The sequence below is a fragment of the Nonomuraea sp. NPDC049129 genome, from assembly GCF_040648495.1.
Taxonomy (GTDB): Bacteria; Actinomycetota; Actinomycetes; order Streptosporangiales; family Streptosporangiaceae; genus Nonomuraea.
The window spans coordinates 223,242-243,583 of the sequence record NZ_JBEZDU010000015.1 but is presented as its reverse complement, the minus strand read 5'-3'; the positions used below and the strand labels follow the sequence as shown (position 1 = coordinate 243,583).

At 69.1% G+C, this 20,342-nt stretch carries 20 protein-coding genes and 2 pseudogenes; 9 read left to right on the top strand and 13 right to left on the bottom strand.

Annotated features, from left to right (window positions below; genetic code table 11):
- Positions 1 to 64 precede the first annotated feature (64 nt).
- The 3 genes from AB0B64_RS38520 to AB0B64_RS38510 all read right to left on the bottom strand — a co-directional run bounded on the left by AB0B64_RS38520 (position 65) and on the right by AB0B64_RS38510 (position 6,195).
- Complete coding sequence (locus AB0B64_RS38520; protein ID WP_358183965.1) at positions 65 to 2,812, bottom strand: AAA family ATPase; 2,748 nt, start codon at positions 2,810 to 2,812, stop codon at positions 65 to 67.
- A gap of 488 nt (positions 2,813 to 3,300) precedes the next feature.
- On the bottom strand, positions 3,301 to 3,855 hold the full coding sequence (locus AB0B64_RS38515; RefSeq protein WP_357960503.1) for an alpha/beta hydrolase: 555 nt from the start codon (positions 3,853 to 3,855) through the stop codon (positions 3,301 to 3,303).
- 114 nt (positions 3,856 to 3,969) lie between these two features.
- Positions 3,970 to 6,195: a helix-turn-helix transcriptional regulator gene (locus tag AB0B64_RS38510; protein ID WP_358183962.1), complete on the bottom strand. Its 2,226-nt coding sequence runs from the start codon at positions 6,193 to 6,195 to the stop codon at positions 3,970 to 3,972.
- A 406-nt stretch (positions 6,196 to 6,601) separates the two neighbouring features.
- On the opposite strand from AB0B64_RS38510, the gene AB0B64_RS38505 reads away from it, so the two are divergent.
- The 4 genes from AB0B64_RS38505 to AB0B64_RS38490 all read left to right on the top strand — a co-directional run bounded on the left by AB0B64_RS38505 (position 6,602) and on the right by AB0B64_RS38490 (position 10,407).
- The gene (locus AB0B64_RS38505; protein WP_357960510.1) at positions 6,602 to 7,636 is read left to right on the top strand and encodes an alpha/beta hydrolase; all 1,035 of its coding nucleotides are present in this window, start codon (positions 6,602 to 6,604) and stop codon (positions 7,634 to 7,636) included.
- Between the two features lie 26 nt (positions 7,637 to 7,662).
- Positions 7,663 to 8,136 (top strand): cupin domain-containing protein, encoded by a 474-nt coding sequence (locus tag AB0B64_RS38500; RefSeq protein WP_357960513.1) that lies wholly within the window; start codon positions 7,663 to 7,665, stop codon positions 8,134 to 8,136.
- Positions 8,137 to 8,263: 127 nt separating this feature from the next.
- The gene (locus tag AB0B64_RS38495; RefSeq protein WP_358183959.1) at positions 8,264 to 9,124 is read left to right on the top strand and encodes an alpha/beta hydrolase; all 861 of its coding nucleotides are present in this window, start codon (positions 8,264 to 8,266) and stop codon (positions 9,122 to 9,124) included.
- A 215-nt stretch (positions 9,125 to 9,339) separates the two neighbouring features.
- The gene (locus tag AB0B64_RS38490; protein WP_357960518.1) at positions 9,340 to 10,407 is read left to right on the top strand and encodes an MBL fold metallo-hydrolase; all 1,068 of its coding nucleotides are present in this window, start codon (positions 9,340 to 9,342) and stop codon (positions 10,405 to 10,407) included.
- A gap of 149 nt (positions 10,408 to 10,556) precedes the next feature.
- Here the strand turns inward: AB0B64_RS38490 and AB0B64_RS38485 are convergent, their stop codons facing one another.
- The gene (locus AB0B64_RS38485) at positions 10,557 to 10,781 is read right to left on the bottom strand and encodes a Tn3 family transposase (protein WP_358183954.1); all 225 of its coding nucleotides are present in this window, start codon (positions 10,779 to 10,781) and stop codon (positions 10,557 to 10,559) included.
- Between the two features lie 41 nt (positions 10,782 to 10,822).
- On the opposite strand from AB0B64_RS38485, the pseudogene AB0B64_RS38480 reads away from it, so the two are divergent.
- A pseudogene (locus AB0B64_RS38480) lies at positions 10,823 to 11,027 on the top strand (hypothetical protein); the annotation flags it as partial.
- Positions 11,028 to 11,149: 122 nt separating this feature from the next.
- Here the strand turns inward: AB0B64_RS38480 and AB0B64_RS38475 are convergent.
- Together AB0B64_RS38475 and AB0B64_RS38470 are read right to left on the bottom strand one after the other, a co-directional pair.
- On the bottom strand, positions 11,150 to 11,719 hold the full coding sequence (locus AB0B64_RS38475; RefSeq protein ID WP_358183951.1) for a ferritin-like domain-containing protein: 570 nt from the start codon (positions 11,717 to 11,719) through the stop codon (positions 11,150 to 11,152).
- 16 nt (positions 11,720 to 11,735) lie between these two features.
- Positions 11,736 to 12,389 (bottom strand): aquaporin, encoded by a 654-nt coding sequence (locus AB0B64_RS38470; RefSeq protein WP_357960526.1) that lies wholly within the window; start codon positions 12,387 to 12,389, stop codon positions 11,736 to 11,738.
- 165 nt (positions 12,390 to 12,554) lie between these two features.
- Here AB0B64_RS38470 and AB0B64_RS38465 point away from each other — a divergent pair, with 165 nt between their 5' ends.
- The gene (locus AB0B64_RS38465) at positions 12,555 to 13,061 is read left to right on the top strand and encodes a hypothetical protein (protein ID WP_358183948.1); all 507 of its coding nucleotides are present in this window, start codon (positions 12,555 to 12,557) and stop codon (positions 13,059 to 13,061) included.
- 6 nt (positions 13,062 to 13,067) lie between these two features.
- Positions 13,068 to 13,199: pseudogene (locus tag AB0B64_RS38460) on the top strand (FAD-dependent monooxygenase); the annotation flags it as partial.
- Positions 13,200 to 13,222: 23 nt separating this feature from the next.
- Here AB0B64_RS38460 and AB0B64_RS38455 read toward each other — a convergent pair.
- The 3 genes from AB0B64_RS38455 to AB0B64_RS38445 all read right to left on the bottom strand — a co-directional run bounded on the left by AB0B64_RS38455 (position 13,223) and on the right by AB0B64_RS38445 (position 15,153).
- Positions 13,223 to 13,573 carry a hypothetical protein gene (locus AB0B64_RS38455; protein ID WP_358184065.1) on the bottom strand — a complete coding sequence of 117 codons (351 nt, stop codon included), beginning with the start codon at positions 13,571 to 13,573 and terminating at the stop codon, positions 13,223 to 13,225.
- 208 nt (positions 13,574 to 13,781) lie between these two features.
- Positions 13,782 to 13,937 carry a hypothetical protein gene (locus AB0B64_RS38450; RefSeq protein WP_357960538.1) on the bottom strand — a complete coding sequence of 52 codons (156 nt, stop codon included), beginning with the start codon at positions 13,935 to 13,937 and terminating at the stop codon, positions 13,782 to 13,784.
- 634 nt (positions 13,938 to 14,571) lie between these two features.
- Complete coding sequence (locus AB0B64_RS38445) at positions 14,572 to 15,153, bottom strand: helix-turn-helix domain-containing protein (protein ID WP_357960544.1); 582 nt, start codon at positions 15,151 to 15,153, stop codon at positions 14,572 to 14,574.
- 277 nt (positions 15,154 to 15,430) lie between these two features.
- Here AB0B64_RS38445 and AB0B64_RS38440 point away from each other — a divergent pair, with 277 nt between their 5' ends.
- Both AB0B64_RS38440 and AB0B64_RS38435 read left to right on the top strand, forming a co-directional pair.
- A complete protein-coding gene (locus AB0B64_RS38440; protein WP_357960547.1) occupies positions 15,431 to 16,273 on the top strand; it encodes an LLM class flavin-dependent oxidoreductase in 843 nt (280 codons plus the stop codon).
- 15 nt (positions 16,274 to 16,288) lie between these two features.
- The gene (locus AB0B64_RS38435; protein WP_358183945.1) at positions 16,289 to 17,248 is read left to right on the top strand and encodes a chlorophyllase; all 960 of its coding nucleotides are present in this window, start codon (positions 16,289 to 16,291) and stop codon (positions 17,246 to 17,248) included.
- Between the two features lie 13 nt (positions 17,249 to 17,261).
- On the opposite strand, the gene AB0B64_RS38430 is transcribed toward AB0B64_RS38435, so the two are convergent.
- The 4 genes from AB0B64_RS38430 to AB0B64_RS38415 form a co-directional block, all read right to left on the bottom strand.
- Positions 17,262 to 17,552, bottom strand: a complete 291-nt coding sequence (locus AB0B64_RS38430) for a hypothetical protein (RefSeq protein WP_357960553.1) — start codon at positions 17,550 to 17,552, stop codon at positions 17,262 to 17,264.
- A gap of 173 nt (positions 17,553 to 17,725) precedes the next feature.
- Positions 17,726 to 19,522 (bottom strand): ABC transporter ATP-binding protein, encoded by a 1,797-nt coding sequence (locus AB0B64_RS38425; protein WP_358183942.1) that lies wholly within the window; start codon positions 19,520 to 19,522, stop codon positions 17,726 to 17,728.
- Positions 19,519 to 20,007 carry a hypothetical protein gene (locus tag AB0B64_RS38420; RefSeq protein ID WP_357960558.1) on the bottom strand — a complete coding sequence of 163 codons (489 nt, stop codon included), beginning with the start codon at positions 20,005 to 20,007 and terminating at the stop codon, positions 19,519 to 19,521. Before AB0B64_RS38420 ends, AB0B64_RS38425 begins: the two co-directional genes overlap by 4 nt.
- Positions 20,008 to 20,082: 75 nt before the next feature.
- Positions 20,083 to 20,277 (bottom strand): hypothetical protein, encoded by a 195-nt coding sequence (locus tag AB0B64_RS38415; RefSeq protein ID WP_357960560.1) that lies wholly within the window; start codon positions 20,275 to 20,277, stop codon positions 20,083 to 20,085.
- Between the last annotated feature and the right edge of the window lie 65 nt (positions 20,278 to 20,342).

Genomic DNA, 20,342 nt, shown 5'->3' with positions numbered 1-20,342 from the left:
TCTGCGCGCCTCGCGTACGTCACATGACTGCGTCACCGAGCGTTACCGGAGAGAAGCGGTGGGGTCAGGCTGATATGCGCAGGGTTGTGGTCAACGCCGATCGCGAGGTGATCCCCAGTTTGGGGAAGATCCTGTAGAGGTGGGAACTGACGGTTCGATGGGACAGGTAGAGTTTCTCGCCGATCTCCCGGTTCGTCAGGCCGTCGGCCGCCATCTGGGCGATCTGGAGTTCCTGCGCTGTCAGCACGTCGCGTGCTTCGCTGCTGCGGCTGCGGCTGCTTTCGCCGGAGGCCCGCAGTTCCTGGCGCGCTCGCTCGCTCCAGGGGATGGCCCCCAAGGCGTCGAACGTCTCACGAGCCATGCGCAAGGGCGCCCGCGACTCGGCCGTACGCCGTTGGCGCCGGAGCCATTCACCGTACGCCAGCTGCACCCGGGCCCGCACGAAGGGCCATCGCCGCAGGTCGGCCCCGAGCGCGGCGTCGAAGAGAGGCTCTGCCGCCGCCTCATCGGCCAGAACGGCCCGGGCGTAGCGCAGGTCGGCGTGCAAGGACGGCGACGGTGTGGTGAGCGCCACCGTCTCCAGTTCCTCGATGATGCCGGCGACCGCGCGGCTTTGACCGCTGTGCACCGCGGCGTCTGCGAGTTCGGCGATGGAAAAGCAGCGTAGCGCCAGGTGGAAGGCCGGATCGGCGGGGTCGTGCATCCGTCGCAGATGGTCGAAGGCGTCGGCATAACGTCCCTCGCCCAGCGCGGCGAGCCCACGCGCATGCTGCACCGTGGCCAGCACGGGGCGGGCTCCGATGGGCAGGGCCACCTGCTCGGCCGCCACCGCGAGGCTCTCCACGCGATCCTGTTCGCCGCGTAGCGCGGCGAGCACCGCGCCCGAGGCCTGAGCGATGGCGTGCATCAGCGGCTGGGATGTCTCGTGCGCCAGACGGGCGGCCTCCTCGGCCGCGGGAATGGCCACGCTCAGGTCGGCCAGCCGGGCCGCGCTCCACGCCTGGGCGCCGAGGTCTCGTGCCAGGAGGCTGAGCCGGCCCTGCGCGCGCAGCGCCGGCAGCGAGGCGGCGCAGAATTCCTCTGACAGGTCGAACGCCCCCACCATCAACGCCGAACTGCCGAGCAGGCGGGCCGCCAGCTGGTCGCCGGCCGGGTGGGCGGCCAGATGGCGTAATCGCTCGATCACGACCTTGCCACGCTCGATGGGAGCCGCGAACGCCAAGACCGTCAGCAACCGCCCGTCCAGATCGTCGACGGGCAGGCCCTCGGCCACGGTGACGACGCGTTGCCGCGACCGCTCGTCGGCATGAGCCCAGAAACATCGCAAGGACGCACTGGACAGGAGTTTCAGCGCGAGATCGACGTCTCCCTGCGCCGCCATGCTCTCGGCGAGGTCGGCCAGCGAGTGCGCTGCCGCGCTGTCGTCGCGGATGCCGTCTTCGAAGGTCTCGCGGATCCACACGATACGGGCCCGCTGCTGGGCCGACAGCTGCAGCCGCTCGCCTTCGCCCAGCAGTCGCACGACGATATCGCGCCGTCCCATCTCAGCCGCGTACTCGGCGGCCCGCACCAGCCGTTCGCACCGGTGAGCGGGATTCTCGCTGAGTCTGGCGGCGTGTTCCAGCGCCGCGACGGCCGACAACAGGTCGCCCCGACGTCGCACGCTTTTGGCCGTAGTCTCCAGCTCGACGGCGATGGTCTCATCCGGCCTGGAGGTGGATGCCGCGCGGTGCCAGAGGCAGCGGTCCGGCCGGCCGGTGAGGACGTCGGCTAAGGCGGCGTGCACCGCGTGCCGCTGGGAGATGCTCGCCCCCTGGTAGATCGCCGAGCGCATGAGCGGGTGCCGGAACGACACTCCGGCTTCGTGCACGTCGACCAGCCGTACGGTGACAGCGGGCGCCAGATCGTCTGCCGTGACCGGCACGCCGGTGATCAGCGCAGTGGCGTCGAGGGTCTCGGAAAGGGCGGTGCTGTCGTTGAGCGCGGCGACCAGCAGCATGGTCCTGAGGTTCGACGGCAACTCCGACATGCGGGCGGTGAAGGTCTGTTCCAGCCGGGTGGTCAGCGGGAGCCACCCCGGCGGCAGGGGCCCCTTCCCGTCCTGCGTTTCTGCGGCGATCGGCAGCTCGACCAGGGCCAACGGGTTTCCCGCGGCCTCCCTCAGCAACCGTGTGCGCACCGTCGGCGTAAGGGTGGGGCTGCAGGCGTCCAGCAAGGCGGTCGCGGCCGTGTCATCGAGCCGATCGAGGAGCAACTCCGGCAGCTCCGCCCCGTCAAGTGGACTCCGGAAACCGTCGCGTATCGCGGCCAGCAGCACGATCGGTTCGGAGTCCAGCCGTCGCGCGACGAACGCGAGCACGTCGGCGCTGGCGCGGTCCAGCCAGTGAGCGTCTTCGACCAGGAGCAGGACGGGCGAGCGGGCGGCGGCTTCGCCCAGGAGGTTCAGCGCCGCCAAGGCGATGAGGAACGGATCGGGTACCCGGGCGTCGGTCAACCCGAAGGCCGCTCCCAGCGCGTCGCGCTGCGGGGCGGGCAGTTCTCCGATCTCGGCACGGAGCGGAAGCAGCACCTGATGCAGACCGGCGAAGGGCATGTGCGTCTCTGATTCCACACCCACCGTCCGCAAGATCCGCATGCCACGCGCGGCCGCGATCCCCGCCGTGTCCAGCAACAGGGCCGACTTCCCGATCCCCGCCTCGCCGCGCACCAGCATCGCCCCGCCGCTCATGCGGACGCCGTCCACGAAATCGTCGAGACGCCGCTGTTCGGACTCCCGCCCGAAAAGTGCTCTTACTGGCTGGTTTGCCGGCATATAAAGCCATGGTCGCTTGCTCTCGGAGTCCCGTCCAGCGAACCCGGCCTCCGGGTAGAAGCGGACCGCTGAGCCGGAGTCACTGTCCCATCCGTTGACAGATCGCTTCTGACCAGGCCGGTCGTGCGCTGTGGTGGAATCTGCGGGTGTGGCGGTGATGAGGGTGCCGCCGGGGATGAACAGCATGCCTGCGTCGGGAACGTGGGTCATGAGGATTCCGCCCTTCACTGATGCGTTCAGTTCTGCGGGTGCGCGTGTTCTGGGCGGCTCGCAGGCGGCGCGGATTCATCTCGATCACGCCGGCTCCAGCCCGGGATCGGCTTCCGTGGCGCGAAGTCCCTGGTGAAGACCAGGGCCGGCGGCAGCCCGGCCGGTTCCGGCGTCGTCGCGAGGGAGAGTCCCTCATCCCCTGTTCGAACGCCTCTGAGCAGCGCCTTGTCACTTGGTGGAACTGTCCGGTCGGATGTGACCGATATCCGGGGCGGAGGTCAGGCGGCGGCCTCGCGGATGAGGTCGGCGACGGCGGCGGGCTGGGAGACGTAGACGGCATGGCTGCCGATGACCTCGACGACCTTCGCTCCGGCGCGCGCGGCCATCGTGCGCTGAGCCGGTGGCGGGATCATCCGGTCCTCGGTCGCGACGAGGTACCAGCTGGGCTTGTGCCGCCAGGCCGGTTCGGTGACCGCCCCGCCGACGGCGTCCACGCCCCACGGGACCTGGGAGTCAGAGGCGATGAGGGTGTTGACCGATTCGCCCCTGTCGGGGGCGAACGCGGCGATGTACACCAGCGACGCGACGTTGGGGTGGGTGCCGGCCTCGCTGATGACGGCCCCGCCGTAGGAGTGACCGACCAGGATGGCCGGGCCGTCGAGGCGGTCCAGGATCCGGCGGGTCTCCGCGGCGTCATCCTCCAGCGACAGCGCCGGGTTCCGTACGATGTGGACGCGGAGTCCGTCCCTGGTCAGCTCGTCGCAGATGCCCTGCCAGCCGGATCCGTCGACGAAGCCACCGTGCACGAGCACGATGTTCCCGATGGTGGTCATGGTCGCTCCTGAGCTGGATGGACAGGCCCGGCGCCGGTCCCCGTGCACTCCATCCAAGTCGCGCGCGCATGGCCCGACCACGCAGAACAGGACGCAGAAGTAGCGCGGAAACCGTCAGTCGTTCGCCAGATCGCGGCAGCGGCTGCTCGCCTCGGCGTCGCCGATGGCCTCATACACCTCGGCCGCCCGCGCGTAGGTATGGCGGCTCTCGCCGGTCCGGTCCTCGTCGGCCAGCAAGGCCGCCAGTGTCTCCAGGGAGCGTGCCTGCGGGACGGGCAGCTGAGCCTGCTCCATGAGGCTGATCGCCTTGGTGAGCTTGGTGATCGCTTCGGCGCGGTGGCCGAGCAGTCCCAGACATTCGCCGACGCGGGCAAGCGCGATCGGCCGGGCGAACGCCGCGACGCTCGGCGTTACCCCCGAGCGGTCGTCGTTCAGCAGGGCCAGCAGGTCGAGGTACTGCTCCAGTGCCTTGGCGTGGTGTCCCGCATCGCGAAGGCAGGTGCCGAGGGCGCCGAGACAGTGGCAGTACCGATCCATGTCGCCGTTGGCCAGGTGGATCCGCGCCGCCTGGGTTTCCGCCGCGATGGCCTCATCGAGCCGCCCGAGCCGTCGAAGCGCGCCAGCCGCGTGGTGGTGGGCCAGGGCGATCTGCGTGGTGGCACCGCTGCGGGTTGCCAGGTCTATCGCCTGGGCTGTGTAGCGCAGTGTGGTCTCCAGGTCCTCTCGCGGCACCAGATGGACCCAGGCCAGCATGTTCAGCTGCGCGGCCTGCCGGGCAGGATCCCCCAGAACAGCGGCGGCCTCGGCACCGAGGGTGAACACCTCGTACCAGTGCGGCGCGTGCATCCACTGATCGGAGAACCAGTCCATCGACTCGGCGCAGTCGAGGACGGCGGTGAACCGGCCGATGCTCGCCGCGTAACGTAACGCGCCCAGCCAGTTGTCCGCATTCACGCGTAGCCAGTGGTCGGCCTCCTCGGGGGAGGCCAGGTCGGCGAGGTCGGGGTCAGGCCGGTCGGGACGGCCGTACAGGGGCTCGAACCACCGCCCGGCGGTGGTGGCCATCCGCACCAGCCACGACGTCATCGTCATGGTGAGCGCGTCGCGCTCGGCCGCGGGTTCCTCCTCCCGAAGCCGGTCGCGGGCGAACAGCCGGACCAGGTCGTGGAAGCGGTAGCGTCCCAATGTGCTGTCCTGCAGCAGACCGAGGTCGACGAGTTCGTCGAGGGCGTCCCATGCCCCCTCGATCGATGTGCCGCCTACCACGGCGGCGAGAGCGGCGTCGAAGCTGCGACCCGGCACCAGGGCGAGCCGGCGGAAGACTCGCCGCGTTGAGGGGGCCAGCTGCTCGTAGGACAACCCGAACGCGGTGGCGATCTTGAGGTCGCCGGCGCTGAGCTGGTCCAGGCGGCGCTCCTCGTTTGTCAGCCGGGCGGCGAGGTCGGTGGCGTTCCAGTCGGGCCGGCTGACCAACCGATTTCCGGTGATCCGGAGCGCGAGGGGCAGACCGCCGCACAGCTGCGCGAGCTGCCAGACGGCCGCGCCTTCGTCCGAGGCGCCGCGGTCCTTCAGGATTCCGGTCAGCAGTTCGGTTGCCTCCAGCAGGGGCAAGGGCCCGAGACCGAGTCTGCGCACTCCTTCCAGGCCGGCCAGCAGGCGGCGGCTGGTCACCAGGGCCTTGCCCGCGCCACCGCCCGGCAGCAGCGGCCGGACCTGCTCCTCGGAGGCGGCGTTGTCGAGCACGATCAGTGCGCGCCGGTCACGCAGCAGAGACCGGTACAAGGACGCGCGCCCGGCGACGTCGCCCGGGATCTGCTGATCCGCGATGCCGAGTGCGCGAAGCAGCATGCCCAGGGCCTCGTCGACGGGCAGTGGCTGCGCGGACATACCGAACAGGTCGAGGAAGAACACCCCGTGGGGGAAGTCCGGCCGCAGGGCGTGGGCGGCGCGGACGGTCAGCGTGGTCTTGCCCAGCCCGGCAGAGCCGGTGATGAGCCAAACGCCAGCGGTGCCCGGCGCGTCCCCGGCGCGTAAGAGCTCGCTGGTCCAGGCCAGTTCCGCGGCTCGGCCGGTGAAGTCGTCGACGGAGCGCGGCAGCTCGCACAGACCGGTCGGGCGGGCCCAGTGATCGCGCAGGCGGCCCTCGCGCGCCAGCTCGACGAGCTGTTTGCGGTCGGCCTCGGCCAGACCGAGGGCATCGGCCAGCGCGGTGACGGTCCGATGCTGGGGGCCCTTGCTGCGTCCGCGTTCCATGTCCGACAGCGTCCGGGCGCTGACCCCCGAGGCCTCGGCGAGCTGCTCCAGCGTCAGACGTGCCGCGTGCCGATGGCGACGCAGCACCTCCGCGAAGCTGGGTGGGGCAGTGATCGAGTGCTCCTTCTCCGCGCCCTAGTGGAGATCACCCAAAGCTTACGGGAAGACCGGTGACAGCGGCCTTGGTCATCGGTCACGGGCACGTTCACCCCGCGCAGATCGGCGGCACGAGACACCCGCGTCAAGCCCGCTCTGAACCTGGAACAAGACCTGCAGTCACGTAGCGCTCGGTGACGCAGTCAGGTGACGCTCGCGCGGCAAGCGAGCCGGTTTCTACGGTTTGCCCCATGAGCACCCAGCGCTCCTTGAGCAGCGATGCCGGGGACCGTCGGCGACGCCCCGGTCCACCGTGGAGACACCGGCGAGCCGGACCGCACAGTCGGCGCATTCGGCAGCCTACGACCCTCGCTCGCCTCGAAAAGGGGAACGTCTTGTGAAAGCAATCCATTTCACCCTTGACCCGAAGATCCGCGGCCGCGTCGTCGTCCCGATCGCGGTGATCGGCATGCTCGCCTCCTTCGCCCCTGCCGCCGCCGCTCAGGCCGTCCCGGCGCGCATCACAGCCATCGCCTCCAAGACGCCGTCGAAGACCGGCCATGAGCCGCGCATTCCGGCAGGTTTCCGCGAGAAGAGAGTTCAGGTCGGCAACGTCGCGATCAACTATGTGCGGGGTGGACACGGGCCGACGCTGGTCCTGCTGCACGGATACCCGCAAACCTGGTACACCTGGCGCGAAATCCTGCCCGAACTCGCCAAGCACTACACGGTCATCGCGCCGGATCTACGCGGAGCAGGCAAGAGCGACGCACCCGCCCGTGGCTACGACAAGAAGACCCTCGCCGCTGACCTGTACGGCTTGCTGACCACGCTCGGCCTCAGGCGGGACATCAGGCTCGTGGGGCACGACATCGGCACGATGGTCGCCTACGCCTACGCCGCCGGCCACCCCGGTGACGTCACCAAGCTGGTCCTCAGCGAGGCCCCCATCCCCGACAAGACCCTCTACACCTTCCCCTCCCTCACCGCGAAGGGGCCCGGCTTTTGGAACTTCGGCTATTTCAGCCTCACCAACGGCCTGCCCGAGCGCATGGTGAACGGCAGGGAAGAGCAGTGGGTGGAGCGTTTCGTCGACTCCCTCGAAGTCAGGAAGAACGGCGTCAGCGACAAACAGGTCCGCGAGTACGCCCGCTACCTGCGCGATGACGCTCACCTGCGGGCGAGTTTCGCATGGTTCCGCGCCTTTCCCAAGGACGTCGCCGACAACAGCGCGTACAGCGCGAAGAAGCTCACCATGCCCGTGCTCGCCATCGGCGCCCGCGGCAGCCTCGGTGACTCCGTCCCCACCCAAGTCCGCCAGTACGCCAGCCATGTGACCGGGATCGTCATCGAGGACTCCGGTCACTGGATCTTCGAGGAACAGCCCGAACAGCTCACCCGCACACTCCTGCGCTTCCTCAAAAAGAACTGACCCGACACCGAAACAGGAGCACCCACATGAACAAGGAACGTCCACCCCAGACCGGCGACACGCAGAACCCCTTCTGGTTCCTCGGCGGCCGGGTCCAGATCCTGGTGCCGGGCACGGCGACCGGCGGCACCTTGAGCGTGATGGAGTTCACCGACCCCAAGGGCCACGCGCCACCCCTGCACGTTCACGAGGCAGAGGACGAGATCTGGATCGTGCTCGACGGTGAGATCACCTTCTTCGTCGGGGACGACCGCTACGACCTAGACGCCGGTGCCGTCGCGCACGGTCCCTGCGGCGTCCCGCACAGCTACCTGGTCCGCTCACCGAGCGCCCGCATGGTCGCCGCCTTCGGCCCCGCCGGCCTCGAGAAGTGGTTCGCCGCCAACGGCTCGCCCATCTCCGACGTGAACGACGCGCCGGCCTCCTTCGACATCGAAGCCATTATCGCCTCGGCCGAGGCATACCGCCTGCGCGTGGCGGGTCCTCCGCCGGTGGCCTAGGCGCACCGTGCCACCACGCCGCGCCACCCTGTGCCCCGGCCCTGCTCGACGGGCGGACAACGGCTGGAGCCCCCCGCTGCCTCATCGCCTCGCTTGAGAACCCCCATCCCTACCAAGGAGATCCGCCATGTCGGCGTACGCGTCCCCACAGACCTCTCCGCTCTCCCGGCCGAGCACTCGGATCCTGCTGTCCGTGATGCTGGCCGTCCTGGCCGTGCTGGTCACGGCTCTCTCCTCGTCGGCCGCCGCCGTCACCGCGGCGAGCCGCAGTACGGCCAAACCCACCGTGGTGCTGGTCCACGGTGCGTTCGCCGACGCCTCGAGCTGGAACAAGGTCGTCGCCCGGCTCCAAGGGGCCGGCTACCCGGTGATCGCCCCCGCCAACCCCCTGCGTGACCTGGCAGGTGATTCGGCCTACCTGTCGAGCGTCGTCTCCACCATCGACGGACCGGTCATCCTGGTCGGCCACTCCTACGGCGGAGCGGTCATCTCCAACGCCGCCACCGGCCACCCCAACGTCAAGGCGCTGGTCTTCATCGCCGCGTTCGCACCCGAGGAAGGCGAGTCAGCTCTTGACCTGACCGGCAAGTTCCCCGGCAGCCAACTGCCCACCAGCCTGATCACCCGCCAGTACCCGCTGCCCGGCGGCGGCACCGGCACCGACGCCTACGTAGATCCGGCCAAGTTCCACGCCGCCTTCGCCGCCGACCTACCCGCCCGCGACACCAAGCTGATGGCCGCCACCCAGCGCCCGGCCGCCCTGGCCGCGCTCGGCTCCCCGAGCGGACCGCCCGCCTGGAAGACCATCCCCTCCTGGTACCTGGTCGCTGGCGCCGACCAGGCCATCCCATCCGCGGCCCAGCGGTTCATGGCCCAGCGCGCCGGCGCGCACACCAGCGAAGTCGGGGAAGCCTCACACGTGGTCATGATCTCCCGGCCTGACGCCACCACCGCCCTCATCACAGCGGCGGCCCGCACCACCAGCTGATCCCACACGACGACGGTCCGTCCGGCACCGCGACAGGCGAGACCCCGCGCCTGTCGCGGTTCTCACCCTGGCCGCCGAAGCGTTCGCCCCGCGGACTCGACCGGATCGTGACTGCCCAGGACACCGGCTGACCACCCCCACCACCGGACCCGTCGCGCCGCTCCGCCCGTCCCACGTTCGCCCGGCAGCCACACCTTCCGAATGGAGACAACCCCATGGTCCGCTCCACCGCCCCCTCGAGCAGGCGAACCTTCCTCACCCGAGCGACCGTCGCATCGGCGCTGCCCCTGGCCGCCGGCCTGCTCGGGGCCGGCGAGGCGCCGGCATCCGGCGCCCTGCCCGACTACGCGCCCATCCCCGAGGCGTCGAAGGGCCCGAAACTCAATGAGAAGGGCTACTTCGTCGGCCGGATCGACGGCGACCTGTACTGGGTCACCGACTCCTCCTATCAGGCCATGTTCCTGACCACGCGCCAGGGCGTCGTCCTCGTCGATGCGCCACCCACCATCGGTTACAACCTGCTGCGCGCCATCGAGGAGGTCACCCGGGCCAACGGCCGCCCCCGGAAGGTGACCCACCTCATCTACTCCCACTCGCACGCCGACCACATCGGAGCCGCCTCGATCCTCGGCAAGGACGTCATCCGCATCGGACATACCGAGACCGCGAGATTTCTGCGCCGGGACGCGGACCCGACTCGGCCGGCGCCCACGCTCACTTTCGACGACCACCACGTCCTGTGGGTCGGTGGTGAGCGTCTCGAACTGGCCTACCACGGCCCCAACCACTCACCCGACAACATCTTCGTCTACGCCCCCAAACACGAGACCCTGATGGTGGTCGACGTGCTCTATCCCGGCTGGGTGCCGTTCAAGAACCTCGCCGTCTCCCAGGACATCCCCGGCTGGCTGCGGGCCCACGACACCGCCATGAGATATCCGTGGCGCACCCTCGTCGGCGGCCACCTCGGCCGCCTCGGCATCCGCGCCGACGGACACCTGCAACAGCGATACCTGGCTGACCTGCAGACCAGCGTCCGTGACACGGTCTCCAGCCTCGATCCGGCGCCGTTCTTCGGCAAGTACGGTCCGGCAGGCAACGCGTGGGCGATCTTCGCCGGTTACCTGAACGCTGTCGCCCAGCAGGCCGCCGCCCCGGTCATCGCCGGCTACCTCGGCACGCTGGCCGCCGCCGACGTGTTCACCAAGGACAACGCCTTCGGCCTGCTGGAATCCATGCGAATCGACACCGGCCTGCTCGGCCCCTTCGGCATCCGTCCCTGACCAACACGCCCGATTGCCAGCGAAGAGACTGATCGGCGTGCCGTTACGGGCGGCCAGAAGTCGTGGTCCCACGAACACCACCCCCACACCGATCAGGAGGACGGCCGCGTTGGATACCGTCTTCGTTGGTTGCCGTCGCCGAAGCGCAGCTAAGCGAAGAATCCGTTAACCCCTCGACCTTGTTTGGTGACCGCGGTGATGCGCCGCCGCAGCGCCGGATCGGCGAGGAAACGCAGCCGTGCCACAGTGCGCACGCTGCGGCCGACCTCCCGAAACGCCCGGTAGATCTCGTTCTTGCGCGAGTGCGAGCCAAGCCGGCGCAGCAGCGTGACGGAGTTGAGCCGGCCCTCGCGGATGGAGATCGCCACCGGCATGAGGTCGGGCCACATCTTCTCCCGGCAACGGCCCTGGCAAGGTGCTGTGGTGGGCGCTGGCCCTCGGCGCGGATCTGGGCGGCAACGCCACGGCGGTGGGCGCGGCGGCCAACGTCGTTGTCCTGGGCATCGCCGCCCGTAACGGCACGCCGATCAGCTTCTGGCAGTTCACCAGGCGGCCTGATCGTCACCGCTGTCGCCATCGCCATCGCCACCCCGTACCTGTGGCTGCGCTACCTGACCTGAGCGGCCCCGTGGCGGTTAGTGTGACCATGGAAAACCGGGTGGCGCGGGAGGCAGACCGAATTGGTCGCATAATCCAATGGTTTTGCGCAGCCTTCAGAATCAGGGAGCCGCCACGGCTGAGATCAGGACGGTGGTCCCGTCCCTTGCTCGGCGTCGTACAGGCCGGCCAGCGAGGGGGATCCGCCCCGGAATCCACGATGAAAGCGTCCGGGTGGGCCGAGACCGAAGAACTCGCGCAGCCAGGCGACGTGCTCGGTCTTCTCGTTGTGGATGGCCTGGGCCATCGCATGGGTCCGGGGGTCTTTTGCTTCGGTGAGGTGGCGGAGACCGGAATAGGAATGTGCGGCCTGCTGCACGGATCCGATGAGGGCTTCGGGCAGGTTGTCCCAGTCGGCGAAGATGCTGCCTATCGGCTCGTCTTCATGTTGCAGAAAGCTCTGGATATCCTCCGGCAGCCTGCCGCCGAGTTCGCAGATGCGCGTGACGAGCGTGTCGAAATGGTTGCGGTCCTCATCTCGAATGTCCCTGAGGATCTCCCGCAGCCCTTCGTCCGCGAAGCCGATCGAATGAGCCGCCAGGATCGTGTAGCGATAGACGGCGCTCAGCTCTGCTTTCGCGGCCGAGGTGAGATGGCCGATCAGGGCGTTGACGTCGATACCCGCTCGTTGGAGGGCTTCGCGTGGAGTGGTCATGGAAGGGCTCCGGATTTCAGGCGGCGGAGGCTTCCAGCGGCGCGCGTTCCTTGGGGTTGAGCGCGAGGAACGTCACCCCGGCCAGGGCGCCGCCGACAAGGTCGGCCAGGAGCCAGATCCAGATCTTCGACCAGTCGAAGATCCCCATGGTCGCGGCGCCGATGGCGACCGCCGGGTTGAAGGCGCCACCCGAGATACCGCCCACGGCGAACGCCCCCGCGGCCACGGTGAATCCGATCGCCAGGCCGTAGAAGCTGTTGCCCGGATGGTCCCGGCTGGTGGCCGCGTTCAGGACGACGTAGGCGAGCGCGAAGGTGAACAGCGCCTCGGCCAGGAGCGCCACCCACAACTCGCGGCCCTCGGGCGACACCGGGGTCACTTTCGCGGGGTTCACCACGAAGCCCGCGACTACGGCCGCGAGGACGCCGGCGGCGAGCTGGGCGATCCAGTACGGAATGGCGTCCGTCAGACTGATCCGACCGCGCAACAGTACGGCCAGGGTCACCGCAGGGTTGTAATGGGCACCGGAGATGTGGCCGCCCGCGTACACCATGACCATGAGAATCGCTCCGATGGCAACCGGGGCGAGGGGCGCCATTGCCAGGACCGTGGCGCCGACCGTGAAGACCAGAAAGAAGGTGCCTATGAACTCCGTGATGTACCTGCGCACGACGTCCTCCTGCGGAATGAGGTTCTAGGTGTGCTGAAAATGGCGGCCATCCAGATCTTGGCATCGTGCCCCGCCGGGAAGAGGACCTGATGGCCTTACGGCTCATTTACGGCTCTGCCGGACGGCATTTTGGGACGAAGATCGCGCTGGCTGGACTGTCAGGAGATGGTCCAGGCCTCGCAGTTCCGGAACGGCGGCTACATGGTCGACTTCTACGGTGCCGGTTACCAGGTGGCCGAGCGCATGGGCCTGGCCGCCCGGCTGCAAGAGCTGCGCTATCCCGTCACCGGGCTGACCTACGTCAACCATGACGGCCGCCAGACCAGCCGGTTCACCCTGCCGCCCACGTTCCGCGAAGTAGTCAGCCTGCTGCGCAGCGATCTCGCCCGTACCATCGCTGACCAGGTCAGGGCCCCCATCCAGTACGGCACCACCATCGAGGCCGTCCACCAGGACGGCGACGAGGTCGCGCTCACCCTCGCCGACGGCACGCAACGCACGGCGGATCTGCAGGACCAGCTCGCTCTGCTGTTCCTGTGGCGCGAGGACGATCCCGCCATCGCCGCCGACCCGGCCGGGACGCTCCGCCGCCACTACGGCGATCTCGGCTGGATCCTGCCCGCCGCCCTGTCCCGACTTCCCGAGGATCTGTACTACGACCAGGTCACTTAAGTCGAGATGGACACCTGGAGCCGGGGCAGGGTGGTGCTGCTGGGCGACGCGTGCCAGGCGGTGTCGCTGTTCGCCGGACACGGCGCCTCCATGGCCATGGCCGCCGCCTGGGTCCTGGCCGACGAGCTTACCGGCGACGACCTGCCGGTCGCCCTCGCCCGCTACGAACAGCGCATGCGCCCCACCATCGCCGACGTGCAGGCATTCGGCCGCCGCTTCATCCAGTGGATGGCCCCCTCAAGCCGCCTGCGCATCATGGCCCGCGACTGGATGCTCCGCCTGGCCGCATTCCCGGCGACGCGGCCGATGGCTATGGCGATGCGGTCCGGGGTGGCGCATCGTTTGGAGGCGAGGGGGCTGAGGATGGCGTTGCGGACGAAGTTGGGGCCGCCCTGGCCTGCGGAGTTGGCCAGGCGGTTGTTGGCCTCCTGGATCTGCGTCTCCAGCAGCGCCAGGTTCCGGTCGACCTCGGCCTTGGCCGCCGCTGGGATCTCGGGCAGCTTGTCGGCCACGCTGGGGCAGAGGATGACCGCGCGTCCTCCTCATCCATACAACTCGGGGCGAGGACGGCCTTTCTCCCGGTTCCGCGTCGACGAGCCCAGCCACAACCCGGAGAACTGGCCCGTCATCGTCATGGCTGCACCATAGTCAGCCGACACGACAGTTCGCGGCTGCTTCGCCGACGACGACCTGGGATAGCGCAGAGTTGTTGGCGTACATTCACCCCCTGCTCCAGCCGGAGCCGGAGCCGAACCGCGATCCGATGGGTCCATGGGCGACCTCGTTGCCGACTGGATCGGCGAGGTCCACGTGCTGCGGCGGCACGGTCACATCGGCCTCCAACTCGGCGAGGACGCGCAGGTCCGTGATGATCACGCCAGCCACTCGATATCCCGGAGCGTTCGGGGATGTCCAGATGCGGACGTTCCAAGGCGGGGTACCGAGCTCAGCCCCCGAGCTCCTGCTGTCCGGCCCGCGGGCTACTCTCCGCCTGCAGGACTGGCAGCCAGGCTGCGCAATTCGTGGGCGGTATCCAGAGCGTGGGCCTTCCCTGGCAGGGCATCCAGGATGCGACCGAGGGTACGGCGGCGGATCGTACTGATGGGCCACGCATGGGCAGTGGTCACCGCGTGTGCGAGCCCATCCTCAATGTGGCCCTTACCGATGAGCGTGAGAGCACGCACGAGCTCGTAGTGGGTGATGTTCGCGGTGAAGGTAGCCGGGCAGAGAGCGAGCGCCTGAGGAGGCGACGAACACCGATGTCGCCGCCCCCTGCCCGACGGTCTTCCACTCGGTGCTGTCGATCCGCGCCTGGAGCTCCGGGGTCATCTCGACATGCCGCACCAGCCCGGTCTCGAGGATGGCGCCGGGGTGAATCGGGTTGACGAGGATCGCGTCGTCCGCCCATCGCCTGGCGCCCTCGACGCCGCGCGAGCGGTCTCCCTACCTAGGCCCGACCTCGCCGACCGCGCGTTTGTAAAATACCGACGGTATGAACACGCGCGCGTCGCTAGCGCGGTAGGCGGAGTCCCGCGATGAGGAATTCGACCAGCCGCCGCGCGTCGTAGCGGGGATCGTTCTCCGCGCCGATGCAGAGGTTCCCGACGCCGCGCATGAGCTCCAGGGCGTCGACGTCGGCGCGGATCTCGCCGGCGGCGGCCGCGGCTTGGAGCAGTTGGCCGCACACGGGTACGAGCCGGTCGAGGAAGTAGGCGTGCAGCGCGTCGAAGCCGGCGTCGTCGGAGCGGAGTACGGCGGCGAGCCCGTGCTTGGTGACCAGGAAGTCGACGAACAGGTTGATCCATCGCCCCAGCGCGGCGTAAGGACTCGCGACGGCCGCCAGCAGGGCTGGACCGGCCTCGGCGCAGGCCTCGACCTGGTGCCGGTAGACGGCGATGATGAGATCCGCCCGAGTCGGGAAGTGGCGGTAGATCGTGGCCACTCCGACGCCCGCCCTGGCCGCGATGTCGCGCACCGGCGCCTCGACGCCCGAGGTCACGAAGACGGCCGCGGCGGCGTCGAGCAGCGTCCTCTCGTTGCGCCGGGCATCGGCCCGCTTGCGGGGGCCCGCGCCTCCGTCGCCGTCGTTCACCGTTACCGTTCCCTCCACTGCTGGGTTGCGAACCGGAACCGTGTTCCTTATAGTAGTCGGAACAGGATTCCGTTTACTCATCATGCCAGAGCGCCGACCGACGGCCAACCCAAGCATCGTCATCGCATCACACCTGGGCATGGGATCGCAGTAAGTCGATGCGATGGGCGTCGGTTATACATATCGGAAACCCGTTCCGTTTAATCTCTGGTAGCGCCCAGTGTCGAAAGGACCAAAGCCCTCAATGCCGCATACCACCCGGCCTCGCTTCGGGATCATGACCGCCCCGTCGCAGGTCGACTACCACGATGTCCTGCGGGTCTGGCGCGAGGCGGACACGATCCCCGAGATCGAACACGCGTGGCTGTTCGATCATCTCCTGCCCATCTTCGGCGACCCGAACGGAACGATCTACGAGGGCTGGACGCTGCTCTCGGCCCTCGCCGCACAGACCCGACGGCTGCGGCTGGGCGTGCTCGTGACCAGCAACCGCATCCGACCGCCCGCGATGCTGGCCAAGATCGCCACGACCGTCGACATCGTCTCCGGCGGACGCCTCGACTTCGGCATCGGCGTCGGCTCACGACCCAGCGTCCCCTGGGCCCGGCGCGAGTACGAAGCGCACGGCCTGCCCTTCCACGACACCGCCCACGCCGTGGGCAGCCTCGCCGAAGCGTGCACGGTGATCAGGCGATTGTGGACGGAGACCGAACCGTTCGACTTCCACGGCACGTACGTCCAGGTCACCAACGCCTTCGGCAACCCCAAGCCGGTCCAGCGCCCCCACCCGCCGATCCTCATCGGCGGACGCTCGTCCGCGACGCTGCGCGTGGTCGCCGAGCACGCCGACCTGTGGAACATCCCCGGCGGCGACATCGACGACGTCGTCAGCCGCAGCGCGCTGCTGGACCGCTACTGCACCGAGATCGGCCGCGACCCCGCCTCGATCACCCGCTCGATCCACCTGCCCGTCTCCTACGACCAGCCCGGCACCACCCGGGACGCGATCGGCGAAGCGATCGACGCTGGTTTCCGGCACATCGTCCTCGGGTTGTCGGCGCCCTATCCCGCCGACGTCGCACGGTGGGTCGCCGACCAGTTCATTACCAAAGACCACTGAAGGAGCATCAAAATCATGATCGAAACAGACATGGCGGTCCCGGCTGCGGGCGATGGCGACGTGGCCGTCAGCGTGCCCGCTCCGGTCGTCTCGGTGAAGCCGGTGGTGCTGTCGGCCCCGGGCCGTGGTGAGGACCTGCGGGTGCGCGTGTCCGCGCCCACGGCCGGGCGCGAACTGCCGGTCATCGTCTTCTCGCACGGCTTCGGCTGGTCGTCGGACGGGTACGCCCCGCTGGCCGACTTCTGGGCCGCTCACGGCTTCGTGGTGATTCAACCCACCCATCTCGACTCGAGGACGCTGAGCCTGCCGCCAGAAGATCCCCGTACCCCACAGATCTGGCGTTACCGGGTCGAGGACATGAAGCGCGTCCTCGACCAGCTCGATCTCCTCGAAGCCGCCGTACCCGGTCTCGGCGGGCGGCTCGACCACGGCCGCATCGCCGCGGCCGGGCACTCCTGGGGCGGCCAGACGGCGAGCATGCTGCTGGGTGCGCGAGTCCTCGATCCCGAGGGCGAACCGGGAGAGGACATGTCCGACTCCCGGATCAAGGCGGGGGTGCTGCTCGCCACGCCCGGCCGGGGCGGAGCCGAGCTGAGCCCGTTCGCGGCCGAGCACTTCCCCTTCATGAATCCGAGCTTCGCGGCCATGACCACGCCGGCCCTCGTGGTCGCGGGGGACCGAGACCAGTCCCACCTGACCGCCCGAGGGCCGGAGTGGTTCACCGACCCCTACTTCTTGAGTCCGGGCGGCAAGAGCCTGCTCACCCTGTTCGGGGCGGAGCACTCGCTCGGCGGAGTCTCCGGGTACGACGTCGCGGAGACGACGGACGAACACCCCGGACGTGTCGCCCTGATCCAGCGGCTCACCTGGGCCTACCTTCGCCATGTCTTCTACCCCGAAGACCCGAGCTGGCTCGCGGCGCGCTCCGCGCTGGCGGACGATCCTGAGCCGCTGGGACGGGTCGAGAGCGACTGAGGCGGCCCCGGCCCTACCGGTAGACCAGGTGCGCCCGGTAGCCGCCAGTTGCCGCCTGCACCTGTGCGGAAAGGATGGTGTAGCCCTCCTGGACGAGGATCTGGTATTTCTGCAGCAGGATCTGAGTGGCGATCAGCTGTGTCGTTACTTGCGAATTCCAGGTGCAGGAGGGGTTGCAGATCTGAGGCCGGGCCGAAATCGCGGCCGTGGAAGATGCCGCGATGGCTGCTGAGGGGACAAGCGCTGAGCCGGCGAGGCTGCCGAGAATCAACGCCAGCCCGATAACGGTACGTCTGCTGCGCACGGCACATCCTTTCGCACAAAGGGGACCCGCCTATGGCGTCTGCGGGATCGGCTCGACTCTATGTACGAACAGAACCCTGTCCCAGGGCACCAGCAGGGCATTCACCGGGCATTCCAGCCAGGTCGTCACCGAGTGTTGTCCGGTTCCGGCCACTCATCGGCCTCCGTAGCCCGCTACGCCTCGACGCGGTAGCCGCTGGCCTGGGTCTCGAACAGCCGGGCGTAGCCGCTGTCCGCGGCCATGAGGTCGTCGTGGGTGCCCCGCTCGACGATCCGCCCGTCGCCGAGCACCACGATGAGGTCGGCGTCCCGCACGGCGCCGAGCCGGTGTGAGACGAGCAGGCTGGTACGGCCCGCCCGGTGCTCACGCAGCCGCCGGTGCACCTCGTATTCGGCCTCCGCGTCGAGTCCCGAGCTGGGTTCGTCGAGGATGAGCAGGTCGCGCTGTTCGCGGACGAGCGCGCGGGCCAGGGCCAGCCGTTGCCACTGGCCTCCGGACAGCACCACTCCGGCCTTGTCCTCCGGTCCGAAGAAGATCCGGCTCAGCATCGTGTCGTACCCGCGGGGCAGGGCCCGTACGGTCTGGTCGGCTCCGGACATCTCGGCGGCGGCCTGGATCCGGCTCCGGTCGGACATCGCCTCGATCTCGCCGACGCCGATGTTCTCCGCCGCGGTGAGGTCGTAGCTCATGTAGTCCTGGAAGAGCACGCCCATCCGGGCGCGGAGCTCGGCCGGCGGTACGTCGCGAATGTCCACGCCGTCCCAGAGGATCGCCCCCCGGGAGGGATCGTAGAAGCGGCACAGCAGCTTGATCAGCGTGCTCTTGCCGGCTCCGTTGAGTCCGATCAACGCGACCGACGCGCCGTGGGGGATGGTCAGGTCGACGCCGCGCAGCACCCAGGGGTGGCCGTCGGCGTACCGGAACCACACGTCACGCAGTTCGATGCCGCGCCGCAGGGCGGGCAGCGCGGCGGGGCGGTGCGGCGGTGGGAGGTCGTCGGAGAGCGACATCACCCGCTCGTGGTGGTCGAACAGGAGCAGTGAGTGGCCGGCGTTGGCCGCGTTCTCCACGGTCGCGATGAGGGCGGCCTGGGTGCCGGCCACCGCGCCGGCGAAGGCCGTGACGTCGCCCAGGGTCAGCCGCCCGGACAGGGCCGAGTACACCGCCCAGATCAAGCCGATGCCGCTGACCAGGGCGGACACAGCCGCCAGTGACGACTGCGTGAGCGCTTCGCGCCGGTCGAGGCGCCGCTCGGCCGTCTGCATCGTGGTGAGCTCGCCGATGACCCGGCGCCTGAGGAAGTCGCCGAGCCCGAAGAGCCGTACCTCCTTGGCGGCCTCCACGTCGGTGAGCAAGGAGGAGTAGAAGATCTGCCGCCGGGCCGCCGCCGACTGCCCGGCGAGCATCTTGGCCCGCCGCTTCTCCAGGGACATCCTGGCGGCGAGGGTGGGCAGCGCCGCGACCGCCACCAGCCCGGCCATCAGCGGGCTCAGCACGGCCAGAGCGCCGAGGAGCCCGGCCAGGGCGATGACGTTGCGGCAGAGGTCGAACAGGCCCGAGGTGATCGGCCCCATCGCGCCGCCCGTGGCCTGCGTGGCCATCCGCAACTCGTCGAGGAAGACCGGGTCCTCGAAGCGTGACAGCCCTTGGAACTCGTTCACCCTCGTGTACAGGCGGTCCTGCAGCAACAGGTCGAGCCGGCGGTCCGACTCGCCCCGCAGGTACCCCGTGACGTGCGGCAGCACCCCGGAGGCCAATCCCAGCGCGACGAGCCCGGCGACCGGCCCCAGCGCCCGTTCCGCGAGGCCCGTCGCCAGCCCGTCGATGAGCAGCTTCGTCGCCCACAAGGCGCCCGTGGGCAGCAGCCCGGCCACGACGGTGACCACCAGCTGGGACACCGCCAGCACAGGTCCCGCCCGCCAGCACAGCAACCCCAGGGTGGCGGCCCGCCGCAGCCGGTCCGGCATCATCCGATGGTCGCCATGGCGGTGAGTTCCGTGTCCGCGGCCAGTACTTTGCCCTCCTGGTCGGCCCGGAGGAAGGTGGGGAAGGCCTCCACGCCGAGGGCGTGCGCGAGACTGCCGGCCTCATCGCCTGTGATCACGCTCGACACGCCGCCGACCACGGTGACGAGATCGGCCACTTTCGCGCCATCGCCGGTGATGACCGCCAGGGCGGGCTGCTTGCCCGCCTCCTCGGCGAACTGCGGTGCGCGCTCGTGACACGTGCTACAGCCGACGTCGAAGAAGCCGACCAGCCGCGCGCCCGCCGCCGCCTCGGGCAGCGTGCGACCGACCAGGACGCCGGGATCGTACGGCATGAGCATCGCGTGCCCGGCCAGGCGTTCCAGCTCAGCGGTGTGCTCGCGGAGCCGGCGGAGCACCCCCAGGTTGAGCACCAGGTTGAACAGGCACAGGAGGGCGAGGAACACGACAGCGGCAACCAGGAAAGCCATCAGGAAACAACCTCACTTCAAGCGAGCCGGGGTCTGGCGGCGGGTGGCCGCCGCCGCCAGACCTGCGTGTACTACCTAGCCACCGCAGACTCTGAACGCGTAGCAGGCGCCGCATCGGGTCGTGCCGCCGGCGGTGGTGCAGATCTTGCGGAAGTCGGAGCGCTCCCGGCAGTAGCAGTGGACGTACCACTCGGCGGCTGCTTTCGCGGACGCCTTGGGCACCAGCTTGCCGAGAATCCGGTCGCCGAGCCGGCCAAGAACAGCAGTCATGGACTCGTTCCTTTCGTAGCGATGCGGTTAACCGAAACCTATTCGGGCGGCATACAGCACCCCAT

Coding starts and splice junctions, on each gene's coding strand:
- AB0B64_RS38520 (WP_358183965.1), bottom strand. CDS start 2,812: ATGCCGGCAAACCAGCCAGTAAGAGCACTTTTCGGGCGGGAGTCCGAA.
- AB0B64_RS38515 (WP_357960503.1), bottom strand. CDS start 3,855: ATGACCACCATCGGGAACATCGTGCTCGTGCACGGTGGCTTCGTCGAC.
- AB0B64_RS38500 (WP_357960513.1), top strand. CDS start 7,663: ATGAACAAGGAACGTCCACCCCAGACCGGCGACACGCAGAACCCCTTC.
- AB0B64_RS38495 (WP_358183959.1), top strand. CDS start 8,264: ATGTCGGCGTACGCGTCCCCACAGACCTCTCCGCTCTCCCGGCCGAGC.
- AB0B64_RS38490 (WP_357960518.1), top strand. CDS start 9,340: ATGGTCCGCTCCACCGCCCCCTCGAGCAGGCGAACCTTCCTCACCCGA.
- AB0B64_RS38485 (WP_358183954.1), bottom strand. CDS start 10,781: ATGCCGGTGGCGATCTCCATCCGCGAGGGCCGGCTCAACTCCGTCACG.
- AB0B64_RS38475 (WP_358183951.1), bottom strand. CDS start 11,719: ATGACCACTCCACGCGAAGCCCTCCAACGAGCGGGTATCGACGTCAAC.
- AB0B64_RS38465 (WP_358183948.1), top strand. CDS start 12,555: ATGGTCCAGGCCTCGCAGTTCCGGAACGGCGGCTACATGGTCGACTTC.
- AB0B64_RS38440 (WP_357960547.1), top strand. CDS start 15,431: ATGACCGCCCCGTCGCAGGTCGACTACCACGATGTCCTGCGGGTCTGG.
- AB0B64_RS38435 (WP_358183945.1), top strand. CDS start 16,289: ATGATCGAAACAGACATGGCGGTCCCGGCTGCGGGCGATGGCGACGTG.
- AB0B64_RS38425 (WP_358183942.1), bottom strand. CDS start 19,522: ATGATGCCGGACCGGCTGCGGCGGGCCGCCACCCTGGGGTTGCTGTGC.
- AB0B64_RS38420 (WP_357960558.1), bottom strand. CDS start 20,007: ATGGCTTTCCTGGTTGCCGCTGTCGTGTTCCTCGCCCTCCTGTGCCTG.
- AB0B64_RS38415 (WP_357960560.1), bottom strand. CDS start 20,277: ATGACTGCTGTTCTTGGCCGGCTCGGCGACCGGATTCTCGGCAAGCTG.